Source organism: Citrobacter enshiensis (assembly GCF_029338175.1).
Lineage (GTDB): Bacteria > Pseudomonadota > Gammaproteobacteria > Enterobacterales > Enterobacteriaceae > Citrobacter_D > Citrobacter_D enshiensis.
In genome coordinates this window covers 3,493,878-3,507,866 of the sequence record NZ_CP119862.1, presented here as the reverse complement: position 1 = coordinate 3,507,866, position 13,989 = coordinate 3,493,878, and the positions used below count along the sequence as shown (strand labels likewise).

The following is a 13,989-nucleotide window of genomic DNA, read 5'->3' as shown; positions in this document are numbered from 1 at the left end:
TAGGGATACTTTGTTTCTTGATACTTATCTTGATAAGTATTATTTTCTAACCTGCTATCAGGGGAAAGAAATATGACTGAAGATGAACTTTTTGCCCGCCGCCCGATGGGGATGCGCATGGCAATGGTGGTGCGCCAGTGGCGTGCCATTATTGATGCTGCTATCACCGGTACCGGCCTGACACAGTCAAGCTGGACGGTTCTAATGCAACTGCATCAGTTGGGGGACAACGTCTCGGTCAGTGAGCTGGCGGAAGCGCAGGGTATTGAACTGCCGCCGCTGATGCGTACCCTCACGCAACTGGAAAAACAGGGCTATCTGGTGCGTTCAACATCGCCTTATGACAAACGCATCCGTCAGCTGACGCTTACCACGCAAGGTCGCTCAAAGCTGGAAGAACTAAACCGGGTGATTGAGGCCTGTCAACATAGTGTCACCTGCACCATTCCTGAGGTAGAGCTCGCTTCGTTCAGCGCAACGTTAAATCAAATCGCCTGCAATTTGCGGACAATCCGCGAAGAAGACAATCAACTATGATGACCCCAGAACAAAAATTTGCCCGTTGGGTAAGGGTGAGTATTGCCGCTTTCCTGGTAATATTCGCCTGGTTTATCGTTGCCGATATCTGGATCCCGCTGACGCCGGACTCTACGGTGATGCGAGTGGTAACGCCTGTCTCCTCGCGCGTTTCCGGCTATGTCTCACAGGTTTATGTGCACAACAATAGCCAGGTGAAGAAGGGCGATCTGCTGTACGAGCTGGATCCAGCGCCGTTTATCAATAAGGTTGAGGCTGCGCAGATTGCTTTTGAGCAGGCGAAGCTGAGCAACCAACAGCTGGACGCGCAGCTCGCTTCTGCACGTGCCAACCTGCGCACTGCGCAATTCACCGCCCGCAACGATAAAACGACCTTTGATCGCTATCAGCGATTAAGCACCATGCAGAATGTGTCGCAGTCGGATCTCGACAAGGTGCGCACCACCTGGCAGACCAGCGAGCAGTCGGTTGCGGCACTCAATGCCAGTATCCAGAATCTGCTGATTCAGCGTGGTGAGCGCGACAACAACCGCAACGTAACGCTGCAAAAATATCGTAACGCGCTGGAAGAAGCTCAGTTGAATCTCAACTGGAGCAAAGTGCATGCGGAGACCGACGGTACGGTGAGTAACCTCCAGCTTAGCCCCGGACTTTACGCCACCGCCGCTACGCCGGTGTTAGCGCTGGTCAGCCACCAGACGGATATAGTGGCTGATTTTCGTGAGAAAAGCTTGCGCCATACCCGCGTAGATACCGATGCCGACGTGGTATTTGACGCCATGCCGGGCAAGGTTTTCTCTGCGCGGGTCGCCAGCAGGGATGCCGGTATTCTGGCCGGTCAGGAACAGGTCAACGGCCAGCTGTCGCAGCCGGAACAGTCCACCCGCTGGGTGCGCGATGCTCAGCGTATGCGTATTCACGTAGCGCTGAACGAACCGCTCGATACACCGCTCCCGACCGGCGCGCGTGCTACTGTGCAGCTTTACAACAGCGAAGGGATGTTTGCCCGCACCTTTGCCGGGGCACAGATCCACCTGGTAAGCTGGCTTCACTATGTCTATTAATACGCTGGCCCATGCATTTACCCCGCATGGGAACATCGTCTACACCCCCAATGATTTTCGCCAGACCCTGCGCATCTCCGTTGCCGGGACGATAGCGCTGAGCATCTCGACGTTCTACAACGTCCAGTATGGCGTGTTCTTTGTGGTTTATCCGCTGATGCTGCTGTCGCTGGTGCCGGTATTCAACCGCCATGTCGCAAGACAGTTTGTCTTCAGCGCAGCGGTGAACTGCGTCGAAATGGTACTAATCGTCGGCTATCTCTCGCAGTGGCCGCTGATTATGACGCTGGTGGTGTTTGGACTGTACGTGATGCGTTTTCGTTTTATGAGTAAAGGACCGCTGTTTCTGCTCGGCTCGATGGGCGTGGTGTGTCAAAGCACGATGCTCAATTTTATGAGCTATCCCACCACGAACTGGCATACGCTGGTGTTCTCCAATATGGAAGCTTGCGTGATGGCGGTGGCGCTGAGCGCGCTGTTGCACTATTTGATTCCGGATGTAGAGCCGCGCCAGCCACCGCCGCGTATTGAGAAAGATGCCGCCCGGGTTCGTCATGAGTCGCTGCTCTCTGGTACGGTGGCAACCATGATCTTTGTGATTTTCCAGATTTGCGATCTGAGCGATTCCCTGTCGGCGCTGATGGCGGGAATTTTGATCCTCTTTCCGATGCACTATCGCGGCGCAGTGATAAGCTCAGTCTGGCGCGTGGTCGGTGTGGTGCTGGCCTGCTTTTATATTCTGCTGGTGCAGTTGCTTATTTATGATTTCAGCAACCATATGGTGCTGATGATGCCGCTTATCGGTCTTGGGCTGGCCTTCAGCGCCCGACTGCATGTAATGGAGAAAGTCGGCGCAGGCGTTGGCTTTGCCAGCATCACCACTATCGGCATTATGTTTGGTCAGAACCTGCACCCGGATCAGGACCTGGTGTTCAGCGATCTGTACCGCATCACCTCGGTGACCGTCGCGTTAGTGGCAACATTAACGATGGTGTTTCTGGTGCACCGGATTTTGAATTGCCTTGCGGCGACACGTTTTGTGATTACCGAGTGATGAGGGAATTACCGTGCCGGATGGCGGCGTAAACGCCGCTCTGATCTCGTCTTCCGGTAAATTAATGCCGATAAATACCCGTGTGCTGTGTGGTCGTGATATCAAAAAGTGCATGGCGCTAAAATGGGTCAATTTACATACCTACCTCTACCCGCATCAAGTCGTACCTGTTGGTCTATGTGCGGGTACATCCGCGTTCAATAAAAACGTGTACCCATCGCCAGCAACGTCAGGGAGCGGCAAATACCGCTCCCTTGCAGTATCAGGATTTCGGGAAGATCCAGACGTGTTTTTCCGGCAATGCCAGGTGGCAATGCTGCGGATCGCGAACCTCATTACCATAGGCCCGGATGACAAAATCATCCCCGGAGGTGCGGAAAAGATATTCCCAGCGATCGCCAAGGTACATGCTGGTGAGCAGAGGCAGCTCAAGCTGATTTTCGCCAGGACCGTCGACTAACGCGACACGCTCTACACGAATCACCGCCGTACCGGGTTGACCCACTTGTACGCCTTCGCCAGCGTGTCCCCATAAAGTCCAGCCGGACCCTTCGATACGTGCTCTGCCGTCACGGAGTTCAGTGACTTTGCCGTGCAGGCGGTTATTGCTGCCCATGAATTCCGCCGTAAATAACGTTTTCGGGTTACCGTACATCTCCTGCGGCGTACCCTGTTGTTCAATCTTGCCGTTATTCAGCAGCAGGATCCGGTCAGAAATGGACATCGCTTCGTTTTGGTCGTGCGTCACCATCAGTGCGGATAAGCCCAGATTGATGATCAGTTCACGCAGGAATACGCGGGCCTCTTCCCGTAGTTTGGCATCCAGATTCGACAGCGGTTCATCGAGCAGGATGACGGGGGGGTTGTAGACCAGTGCCCGGCCAATGGCGACGCGCTGTTGTTGACCACCGGAAAGCTGATGCGGATGACGTTTACCCAGATGACCGAGACCCAGCTGATCCAGAACATCCTGAACCCGCTGGGTGATCTCTTTTGCGGCAACTTTACGAAGCTTCAACGGGTACGCCACGTTCTCAAAAACGGTCTTATGGGGCCACAGCGCATAGGACTGGAATACCAGCCCAAGATTACGTTCTTCAGCCGGGATCTCGCTGCGAGGCGTGCCGTCGTAAACTTTGCTTTTGCCGATGACAATGGAGCCCTGAGTGGGTTTTTCCAGCCCGGCGACCGCCCGCAGCAACGTCGTTTTGCCGCTGCCTGAAGGGCCGAGCAAAGAGACCACCTCGCCGCGCTTCAGGTTCATGGACACTCCTTTTAACACCGGATTGTCGCCGTAGGTTAAGTGCAGGTTTTCGACCGATAATTCAATCATGTAATTTGACTCCAAAGCGAAGGGCAATACCCAGACCTACCACCACCAGCAGGATGTTAATAAAGGAGAGCGCTGCCACAATATCAATCGCGCCCGCCGCCCACAGAGAAACCAGCATTGAGCCAATGGTTTCCGTGCCTGGCGAAAGCAGGTATACGCCGGTTGAATATTCACGCTCGAAGATCAGGAACATCAGTAGCCATGAACCGATAAGACCGTAGCGCGATAATGGGATCGTCACGTGACGGGTAATTTGCCCGCGTGTGGCGCCGGTGCTGCGTGCGGCCTCTTCAAGCTCTGGCCCCACTTGCAGTAACGTTGAGGAGATCAGTCGAAGCCCGTATGCCATCCACACCACGGTATACGCCAGCCAAACGCTGAAAATGGTACTGCGCAACGATCGCAGCCAGACAATCAGGTTATCGCGCAGCCACTGCGACCACGGCATACCGGAAAGCCAGCCGGATTTCAGGGCGTTATCGAGCCACATCGGCAGGAACAGAAACACCCACAAAAACGCCAGGCCCGCGAGGAGACCGGGCACTGCGCGTGGCACCAGTACGCTGTAATCCAAAAAGCGGGTGGTGCTGTCGGGTTTACGGTGCATGGCGATGCCGACAAACAGATAACAGGCAACCGCCAGCGCGCCGCCAACCACGCCGATAGACATGGAGTTCACAATGGCGCGCAGCAGGTTAGGCTGTGACCAGATAGTATGGAAGGTGCTGAGTGAGAGTTCATCCCACAGGGATACCCCAACGCCCCAGTTGGAGATAAAGGCGCGCAGTACGACCCCCAGCAACGGAACGCCGATGGTCACGGTCAGCCAGAACGCCACGACAGCACCGGCGACCCAACGCCATTTCCCCAGCGGTAACGCGCGCGCCTGCGATGCTTTGCCTTTCATGGTGACAAAGCGGTTGGCGGTGCGCATCAGGCGACGCTGTAGCATGACCAACGGAACAGTAATGCAAATCAACACCACCGCCACCGCGGCCATCAGGTGATAAGACGGCGTACCGAGTTTATTGGTCAATTGATACAAATAGGTCGCCAGCACCATATTGCCTTCCGGATCGCCCAGCACCAGCATCAGACCAAACACTTCCAGTCCGAGGAAAAACAGCAGCACGGTCGCGTACAGAATCGACGGGCGAACCATCGGCAGACTGACTGACGTCATCACCTGAAGCGGCGATGCGCCTGTGATACGCGCGGCTTCCTCAACATCGGAACCCACGCTGCGCAATGCCGACGAGATGTAAAGATAGGCGTGGGGAACATGCGTCAGGCCAGCAATCACCACGATGCTCGACATGTCGTAGATATTCCACGGAACAAAGCCAATCAGCGACTGCGCCCATAAAGAGAGGAACCCCACCGGTCCGGCTGCCACCACATAACCAAACCCCAGCACCATCGGAGAAACAAAAATCGGTACCAGAATCAGCGGTTCAATGAGGCGTCGGCCGGGCAAATCGGTGCGTACCATCAGAAAGGCCAGCACACCGCCGAGCGGAATGGCGATGGCCACCAGACCGAAGGCGAGAATAAAGCCGCTTTTGAGGGCTTTATAGAAATCAGGATCGGTGAAAATGAAGCCAAAGGATTCAAGGCTCCAGGCTTTTGTCGGGGAAAAGAAGGGGGCCGACAAGAAACTCTGTATCATAATGAACGACAGTGGAATATAGATAACCAGCGCCGTTATCAGCACCACCGCGCCACGCGGCAGACTTTGCCACTTTCTGTGTATTACATTCATAGTGTATCCCTGGTTCCGAAACCCAGAATAACGACATCAGGAAAGCGAAGCGAAGCGCGCCGGGTGGGCCGCGCTTCTGTGAAGGTTGGTCTTATTTAGCGGCGGCTTCGCGCCACAATTTGATGTATTCCAGACGTTTTTTCGGCTGCAGGTATTCCAGCAGGCTTTCATCCACCGGGATCGGTTTCAGGGCCTGGCCGAGCATTTGAGTCATCCCGTTGATGTCATTATCCCCTTCGATATCGTTACGAATTGACGGGATATCAGCCTGATTCGCCAGAATACTTTGCCCTTTTTCAGACAACACATAGTCCAGCCACAGTTTGGCGGCATTGCTGTTTTGCGCCTGCTGACTGATAAAGGAAACACGTGACAGGACCAGGGTGTAATCCTTTGGATAAGAGATACCTAACGAGGGATCCGTTTTAGCACGCGCTTCAGAGTAGGAACCCAGGATATTGTAACCAATCAGGTTTTCGCCCGAGGAGACCCTTTCCATCATGGTACCGGTTGAAGATTGCACCGCTAAGCCACCTTTCGCGACCTCTGCCAGCGTTTTGAAGTAGTTCGGATCGGCTTTGGAATCCTGAACAGAGAGCATGAAGCCAACACCGGATTTCTCAACATCGTAGGTGGTCACTTTGCTTTTGAATTTGTCTGTCTGACTGGCGACAAGTTTCGCCAGCGCAGCGTGGGAGTCGGGAACTTCATTTGCCGGGATCAGGCGTTTGTTATAGATGAAAACCACCGGCTCATAGGTGGTGCCATACGCTTTATTATTCCAGACAGACCATTTCGGCAACTGGCTTTGCTCGGGGGAGGTGTATTCCTGCGCGTAATCGGCGGCGAGCTTCAATGCGGTATCCATCGATGAGCTCCAGACCACGTCACCGCTACTGCTACCGGAAGCCTGTTCGCTGATAAAACGGTTGTACAGTTCGGTACTGTTCATATCGTTGTATTCAACTTTAATGCCGGGATAAGTGGCTTCGAAACCCTTAATCAGCGGGTCGGCGGATTTGGTATCGGTGGTGGAGTAGACTACTAATTTACCTTCTTTGGTCGCAGCATCGACGACGTTTTGATAGTCAGCCGGGTAGCCTTGCGGTAATGCAGACATTGCAGAAGTAGAGATCAGCACAGCAGTAGCGATCAGAGAGATGCGGAATGTGCTCGACATTATAATTAACCTTTTAGTTACATTTGAGGAACTAATGGTCAACATAGCGTATGTCGTCAGTCAGACAATAGGGGGGCAAGGGTTCCGTTTCTGAAGTGTGATTATGGGCATTGTTTAGACAATTAACACCATTAAAACCGCGAAGAAGGATCAGGAAACCGAGGTGTTTTGTTGCCGATTACTCGGCTGCTGCTTTGCGATACAGCCGCCTCGGATGGCCGATGTTGCCATACAGCATTTCGACGCGGATAAACCCCACTTCCACGCAATATTCCAGGTAGCGACGACCGGTGGTTTTGCTGATCCCCACGTTTTCCACCACCTCTTCCACCGACCAGTTGTTTTCCGGGTTGTCGGTAAAAAAGCGCTGAATGCGCTCCAGCGTATTGGATTCAATCCCTTTGGTGGACGGTGTGGGCGGAACATCGCCGGTAGGCAGATTGAACAACCGATCCAGGGCATGTTGATCAACCACCTTCACCTGACGCATGGCGTTAACCAGCAGCATAAAACGTTCCAGTGATGCGCGCAGACGCTGGAAGAACACCGGTTTAATGAGGTAATCAAACGCGCCGCTACGCATCGCATGACTGCAGGTTTGCATGTCGCTTGCCGCGGTAATGAAAATCACTGAGCACTCAAAACTCTTCAGCAATGGGCTGTCGATGAGTTCGACGCCCTGACCATCCGGCAAATAGTTATCCAGCAGGACCAGACGCGGCCGATGTCGGCTAATCAACGTGCGGGCCTCTTCGAGAGTGGTGGCGATCCCCACAACGCGTAAATGAAAATGCTGTTCGATATACTCGCGATGAAGTTCGGCGAGATGGGGTTCGTCCTCAACAATGACGACATCAAGCGCCCGGGAGTTTGTCATGTTTTAGCCCTGTCGAACTGGAGTGAGTGTAGGGAATAAACACCGAAAAAATAGTGCCTTGCGGTATGTTGTTAGTGATTTCGATGCTGCCGCCCGCCTTACTAATATAGCCTGCCGCCAGATACAGGCCGATACCGTGTTCTGATCCTATGATGTCATCACCGTTTTCGGGTTTACTGCTGAACCCCTGCGTGAAGAGATGGGGTTTTGCCGCATCATCCACGCCGCAGCCCTGGTCGGCGACTTCGATCAGCAGTTCCTGATTTCTGTCCGAAATATACAGTTCCACGGGCGCGGCGGAATTGGCGGCTTTTAGCGTAGCATCGACGGCATTGTCCAGCAGGTTGCCAATGACAGACATCAATTCTGTTTCACTGAGCATGGCCGGAGGGCGGGTTAACTGGCAGGCAGGGTCAAACTGGAGTTCGATGCCTTTCTCCCGCGCGCTGACGTATTTTCCCAACAGCAGTCCGCACAGCGCCGGAGAAGCAAAATGGGCCGAGACGAAATCCAGCACTTTCTGCGCACCTTCTGACTGCGCCTGAATATAGCGAATGGCTTCGTCATAATGCTGCATCTGCAACAGGCCTACCAGCGTCGCGGTCCAGTTCAGCTGTTCATGGCGCATGATGCGCAAGTTGTCGGCGTAGCGTTTTACCTGGCTTAACTGACTGCTGAGGGTGTTAATGTCGTTTTTATCGCGGAAACTAAATACCCAGCCGCTTTCAATGCCGGGTTCCAGTTCAATGGCGACGCGATTGACGATCACCTGGCGCTGATTCAGCACGGCAATGTGGTCGTGGCGGTCGCTGCTTTTTGAGGCCGGAGGCTGAGAAAAAAAGTCCGGAGAGGTCTGTAATACGTTCTCCAGCGGTTTACCGATGAGATCTTTTTCCGACTGATGAATATCCAGTAATTCCCTGGCGGCACGGTTGATTAATATCAGCTGCCGTTCGCCGTTAACCGCAAATACGCCTTCATACATTGCTTCAAGCAATGCTTTTTGTTGGCGGACCAACAGGGCGATATCTTTGGGCTCGAGCCGGAACATCTGTTTTTTGAGATTGCGGGTAAACATCCAGGAAAAGAGAAACAACAGAAGCAAAAGGGCGATGCCATATAATCCCGCCTGCCAGAGAATGCGGGCATTAATATTGGCAATATACGACGTAAGATAGCCTACCGAGACGATACCGATAACCTGATGATCGGCATCGAAGACCGGGGATTTACTGCGCAATGAAACGCCGATCCCACCTTTGCGCACCGAAATAATGGTTTTCCCCTGTAAAACTTCCGCATTATCCCCACCGATCATGGGTAAATTAAGACGCTCCGGGGACTCTGAATGGTAGAGATGCTGTTCGTTGACATCGCCAATGACAATATAACTGGCGTCGCTTTGCGCGCGCAGCGGCTGAATTAAGCGGGCAATGCCGGCGATATCCCGGGCGGCGATTTTTTCCGCAAGCCCCGGCATTAACGCAATCTCGCTGGCCTGAACGCGTGCTCGCTGCCCGAGATCGTGGTGCAGTTGCCGGTCAATAAAATGAAACAGGATCGCGCCCAGCAGAATTAATAACAGGCAGGAAAAGGCCACCAGAGACAAAAAAAGCTTCACCTGAAAAGGGAGTCTGCGTTTCATACGACCTGCGGCAGGAATACAAAAAAGAGACATTCGCGGAGCCTACCATGCCGCAATGCGCGGCGTAATCAGGCAAAAGCAGAGTTGTGAGCTGGCTAGACTCTCTGAGCCATTACAGGGTGATGCGCAATGGTGCTATTTTCTATTGTCCACATCTATGACTTGCTAAATAAATAAGAGAAGAATGGATATCCCGGTAAATACGGTATTGCCAGCAGGGCACGATTAGCGATGAAAGTCAGCCCAGGATAATTTGTAGTTGACGAATTATTAACAGGAAATAAAGAATATTTACGCACAATAATCATCATGTTTCATAGTTGCTTTTAAGCCTTCTGGCGGTATAGTGCTTATTCTGCCCCGGCGAGAATAACTGACTGACGGGATTGATTTTTTTACTTATTGAACAAAATAAGGCGACAGTTGGTTTAATGGAAAAAACACACTCAGACTCGCCGGTCACAATGTGTAAAATTGTTGCGACAGGGATTGCCTTACCGTCGACGCGCGTCACCTCTGCCGAGCTGGATAGCCGACTTGGCAAAGCGGCGGGTTATGTGGAAAAACGTTGTGGCATTGTCTACCGTTATCACGCCGATCATCACGACAGCCAGGCGGGGCTGGCGGCAGAGGCGCTACATCAGGCGCTAAAAGCAGGTAGCCTTGCACCTTCCTCTATTGATCTGTTGATTTGCGCCTCTGCGGTGGCCGTGCAGGCGCTGCCGTGTAGTGCTATCCATATTCTGAAAGCGGCGGGTATGCCGCCCGGTGTGGCGGGATTTGATATTAATAGCAGCTGCGTCAGCTTTATTTCGGCGCTGGAAGTGGCCGCCGGATTGCTGAACAGCGGTGCTTACCGACGGGTAGCGATCGTCTCTGCGGATCTGGCCTCGCGTGGTATCGACTGGAATCACGAAGAATCTTCACTCATTTTCGGCGATGGCGCGGCATGCGCGATTGTCGAACGCGGCAACGGGCGCAGCGGTATTGTCGCCAGCCTGATTGAAATGTATCCCGACGGCAGCGAGTTTTGCGAAATCCGTGCGGGTGGCACCCGGTGTAATCCGCGCGTCGGTATGACTGAAAGCGATTTTCTCTTTCAAATGCAGGGCAAGCCGTTGTTTCGTTATGCCTCCTCGCTGATTGAGGACTATTTCGCCCGGCTGCTGCAAAAAAGCGGCCTGACACTGGCTGATATCACTACTGTGGTGCCCCACCAGGCGAGCCACCTTTCTCTCGAACATATGCGCAAACGCCTGCATGTGCCCGCTACAGCGCTGGTGGATATTTATCGTTACTATGGCAATCAGGTTGCCGCCTCAATCCCAACGGCGCTGCATGAAGCCGTTAACAGCGGCCGGTTTACGCCGGGTAATCCCGTGATGCTGATTGGCACTGCAGCCGGTCTGACGCTGGCCGGTATGGTTCTGTTGCCATGAAAATTCTGGTGACCGGCGCAACCAGCGGCCTTGGGCGCAATGCGGCACAATATTTGCTGGAAAACGGTCATCATGTCGTGGCGACAGGACGTAACCGGGAGGTGGGGAAACAGCTGGCACAAGCGGGTGCGCATTTTACTCCGCTGGATCTGACGCAGGCGCATCAGAATGACTGCATCCGGCTGATGGCGGGCTGCGACGCGGTGTGGCACTGTGCTGCCAAATCGTCGCCGTGGGGAAAATTGTCCGAATTTTTCTTGGCGAACGTTCACGCCTCGCGCATGTTGGCCCAGGCCGCCGGGCACGCTCAGACACCGCGTTTTATCCATATTTCGACCCCCGCAGTCTACTTTGATTTTCAGCATCATTACGATTTGGCGGAAAGCTACCGCGCGCGATCTTTTTCCAGCCATTATGCCCGCAGCAAGTTTCAGGCGGAGCAGGAGATTAGCGCCGCCGTAACGCGTTTCCCTGCTACCACCTTTGTACGGCTGCGCCCGCGTGGTCTGTTTGGGCCGCACGATAACGTCATCATTCCGCGCTTATTGCAGCAACTGCAGCGTGATGGCGGGGTGTTGCGTTTGCCGCGCGGCGGTGCGACGTTGCTGGATTTAACCTTTGTTCAAAACGTGGTGTATGCCATGGAACTGGCGACGTGCAAACCGATGCTGCGTTCCGGCGGTGTGTATAACGTGACGAATCATCAGCCGCAGCGGCTGAACGCGATGCTGGAAGCGCTACTGCATCAGCAACTGCAGCTGAATTATCAGATCAAAACCGTGCCCTGGCCGTTGCTGTCGCTGGTGGCGCGTGGCATGGAACTGGTCGGGAAATGTCTCGACAGGGAACCGCCGGTCACCCGCTACAGTGCGGGAACCCTTAGTTTTGATATGACGCTGAGCGCGGAAAACGCAATTAATGAGCTGGGATACCGGCCCCGATTTTCAATGGAAGAAGGGGTAGCCCTGACCGGTGAGTGGCTGAGGACACATGGCAAAAATCAGCGAGTTTGAAATAGGTTACTGTACACACATCGGTTGTATGGCGGTGAAAGGTGCCGGATTCCGGGTGTGTAAATTTCCTGCACGAGTCTGGCTGCTGGAAGTCGGCGATCGCCGCTGGTTGTGGGATACGGGCTATTCGTCCTGGTTTGATCGCTACACTCGCACCGGTATTTTTCGTGTATACCGCCACCTTACCCCGGTCTATTTCGACGAGAAACTGTCGTTAGTCAATCAACTGGATGCACTCGGGCTGGCAGGCAACGATATCGACGGCATTATTCTTTCGCACTTTCATGCCGATCATATTGCCGGGCTGCGTGATTTCCCTGACGTTGCCTGTGTCTGTTCCGGTGAGGGATGGCACCATGTACGCCCGTTACGGGGTCTGGCGGCGTTACGCGAAGCGTTTATTCCGGGGCTGATCCCCTCTGACTTTGAAACGTCATTACGCTTTATCGAAAGCTTCAACACCCTGACGCTCCCTGCGGCGTTGGCGCCGTTTGAACGGGGTTACTTGCTGCCCGATAGCGATGGGCAAATCATCCTGGTCGATCTCCCCGGACATGCGGTGGGCCACATCGGCGCGTTTGTGTTGACGGATGAGGGCTGGACATTGCTGGCCGGAGATGCCGCATGGGCGCCCGCTAACTATCAGGAACTGCGCGGCCCGTCGCGACTGGCCAATCTGGTGCTGGCCGATTCTGCCGTTTACGGGCGCACCCTCGAGAAACTGAACCAGTTGTGGCGTGCAGGCGCTGTAACCATTCGTCTGTGTCACGAGGGGGATCTGTGATCCCGCTGATGACGCTGTGGCGATATTTTCGTTTTCGCCAGCTACGCTTTACCCGACGCGAACAGCTGGAGGCGTGGCAGGAAAAAAAACTGCGCGCATTTCGGCGTCGGGTGCTGAAAAACAGTCCGTGGTTCCGGCGCTGGCTCTCGCTGCCGTTTGAGCAATGGCCGCTGATGGATAAAGCGCTAATGATGACCCACTTTGACGAGATGAACACGGCCGGTTTGCACCAGCAGGCGCTGATGGACTGTGCGTTGAGCAGCGAGCGAAGCCGCGATTTTACGCCGAAGGTAGGCCGATTCAGCGTCGGGTTATCGTCAGGCAGTTCCGGCAGGCGTGGGTTGTTTGTCGTCAGCCCGCAGGAGCAACAAATTTGGGCGGCGGGCATGCTGGCGAAAGTGCTGCCAGACGGCCTGTTTGCCGGAGAGCGCGTCGCGCTATTTCTGCGTGCAGACAACCATCTCTATCATAGCGTCAACAACCGTTGGTTAAGCCTGATGTTCTACGATCTGTTTGCGCCGTTTCGCCAGCAGTGGTCACAGCTTGAGCAGCAGTCACCGACGTTGCTTGTCGCGCCCGCCCAGGTGTTGCGTGCACTGGCGCTGGCGGTGATGACGGGGGAGTTGTCGCTGAACGTCAAAAAGGTCATTTCCGTGGCGGAGGTGCTGGAGGCGCAAGATCGTGAGTTGTTGCAGCAGGTGTTTGGCGATGTAGGGGAAATCTATCAGGCCACTGAAGGCTTTCTGGCAACAACCTGTCGTTGTGGCACGCTGCATCTGAATGAAGAGTTTATGTATATCGAGCCTGAATGGCTTGATGAGCGGCGTTTTGTACCGATTATTACCGATTTTACCCGCACCACGCAGCCGATTGTCCGTTACCGACTGGATGATGTGTTGGTTGTCAGCGATACGCCGTGCGCGTGCGGCAGCGTGACGCGGACTCTTGAACGGATTGAAGGGCGTCAGGATGACCAACTCTTACTGCCGGGTGACGACGATTGTGTGCATACAGTGTTTGCCGACCCATGCAGCCGTGTGCTGGCGCAGGTGTTACCGTTGACGGCGGATTATCGGCTGGTGCAAACCACGGCCGGTCATCTCCGGTTGATGGCCGATTGCGACTTGCCGCGCCTGGAACAGTGCCGTCGTGCGCTGGAACAACTGTTTGTCCGTCAGGGCATCGACACGTCACGTCTGAGCTGGTCGTTAATATCGCAAACACCCCCGACGCAATTTGACAGTAAGCGTCGACGAATTATTTGCCAGTGGAGAAGGGAATGAGACTGACCACACGGTGTT

Annotated in this window: 12 protein-coding genes; 7 read left to right on the top strand and 5 right to left on the bottom strand. The window is 54.2% G+C overall.

The features are described from left to right. Positions 1–72 precede the first annotated feature (72 nt). The 3 genes from P2W74_RS16825 to P2W74_RS16815 are packed head-to-tail and all read left to right on the top strand — an operon-like array spanning position 73 to position 2,655. Positions 73–537, top strand: a complete 465-nt coding sequence (locus tag P2W74_RS16825) for a MarR family transcriptional regulator (protein ID WP_276292509.1) — start codon at positions 73–75, stop codon at positions 535–537. Further along, entirely contained in the window at positions 534–1,601 is a 1,068-nt protein-coding gene (locus tag P2W74_RS16820) for an HlyD family secretion protein (RefSeq protein WP_276292508.1), read from the top strand. The genes P2W74_RS16825 and P2W74_RS16820 overlap by 4 nt, the downstream gene beginning before the upstream one ends. Beyond that, entirely contained in the window at positions 1,591–2,655 is a 1,065-nt protein-coding gene (locus P2W74_RS16815; RefSeq protein ID WP_276292507.1) for a DUF2955 domain-containing protein, read from the top strand. Before P2W74_RS16820 ends, P2W74_RS16815 begins: the two co-directional genes overlap by 11 nt. Positions 2,656–2,917: 262 nt before the next feature. Here P2W74_RS16815 and P2W74_RS16810 read toward each other — a convergent pair whose 3' ends face one another. From P2W74_RS16810 to P2W74_RS16790, 5 genes are all read right to left on the bottom strand, one after another. After that, a complete protein-coding gene (locus tag P2W74_RS16810; RefSeq protein WP_276292506.1) occupies positions 2,918–3,988 on the bottom strand; it encodes an ABC transporter ATP-binding protein in 1,071 nt (356 codons plus the stop codon). Then, positions 3,981–5,750, bottom strand: a complete 1,770-nt coding sequence (locus P2W74_RS16805; protein WP_276292505.1) for an ABC transporter permease — start codon at positions 5,748–5,750, stop codon at positions 3,981–3,983. Before P2W74_RS16805 ends, P2W74_RS16810 begins: the two co-directional genes overlap by 8 nt. A gap of 91 nt (positions 5,751–5,841) precedes the next feature. Then, the gene (locus P2W74_RS16800) at positions 5,842–6,930 is read right to left on the bottom strand and encodes an ABC transporter substrate-binding protein (RefSeq protein ID WP_276292504.1); all 1,089 of its coding nucleotides are present in this window, start codon (positions 6,928–6,930) and stop codon (positions 5,842–5,844) included. 178 nt (positions 6,931–7,108) lie between these two features. Then, positions 7,109–7,807, bottom strand: a complete 699-nt coding sequence (locus tag P2W74_RS16795) for a response regulator (RefSeq protein WP_276292503.1) — start codon at positions 7,805–7,807, stop codon at positions 7,109–7,111. Continuing rightward, positions 7,785–9,452, bottom strand: coding sequence for an ATP-binding protein (locus P2W74_RS16790; RefSeq protein WP_276292502.1), 1,668 nt, complete (start codon positions 9,450–9,452; stop codon positions 7,785–7,787). The genes P2W74_RS16795 and P2W74_RS16790 overlap by 23 nt, the downstream gene beginning before the upstream one ends. Before the next feature lie 431 nt (positions 9,453–9,883). Here P2W74_RS16790 and P2W74_RS16785 point away from each other — a divergent pair, with 431 nt between their 5' ends. Genes P2W74_RS16785 through P2W74_RS16770 form a run of 4 tightly spaced genes read left to right on the top strand, consistent with a single transcriptional unit; the run spans position 9,884 to position 13,971 of the window. Further along, positions 9,884–10,891 (top strand): 3-oxoacyl-[acyl-carrier-protein] synthase III C-terminal domain-containing protein, encoded by a 1,008-nt coding sequence (locus P2W74_RS16785; RefSeq protein ID WP_276292501.1) that lies wholly within the window; start codon positions 9,884–9,886, stop codon positions 10,889–10,891. Beyond that, positions 10,888–11,904, top strand: a complete 1,017-nt coding sequence (locus P2W74_RS16780; protein WP_276292500.1) for an NAD-dependent epimerase/dehydratase family protein — start codon at positions 10,888–10,890, stop codon at positions 11,902–11,904. Before P2W74_RS16785 ends, P2W74_RS16780 begins: the two co-directional genes overlap by 4 nt. After that, positions 11,882–12,688: an MBL fold metallo-hydrolase gene (locus tag P2W74_RS16775; RefSeq protein WP_276292499.1), complete on the top strand. Its 807-nt coding sequence runs from the start codon at positions 11,882–11,884 to the stop codon at positions 12,686–12,688. Before P2W74_RS16780 ends, P2W74_RS16775 begins: the two co-directional genes overlap by 23 nt. After that, a complete protein-coding gene (locus tag P2W74_RS16770) occupies positions 12,685–13,971 on the top strand; it encodes a F390 synthetase-related protein (protein ID WP_276292498.1) in 1,287 nt (428 codons plus the stop codon). The genes P2W74_RS16775 and P2W74_RS16770 overlap by 4 nt, the downstream gene beginning before the upstream one ends. Positions 13,972–13,989 lie beyond the last annotated feature (18 nt).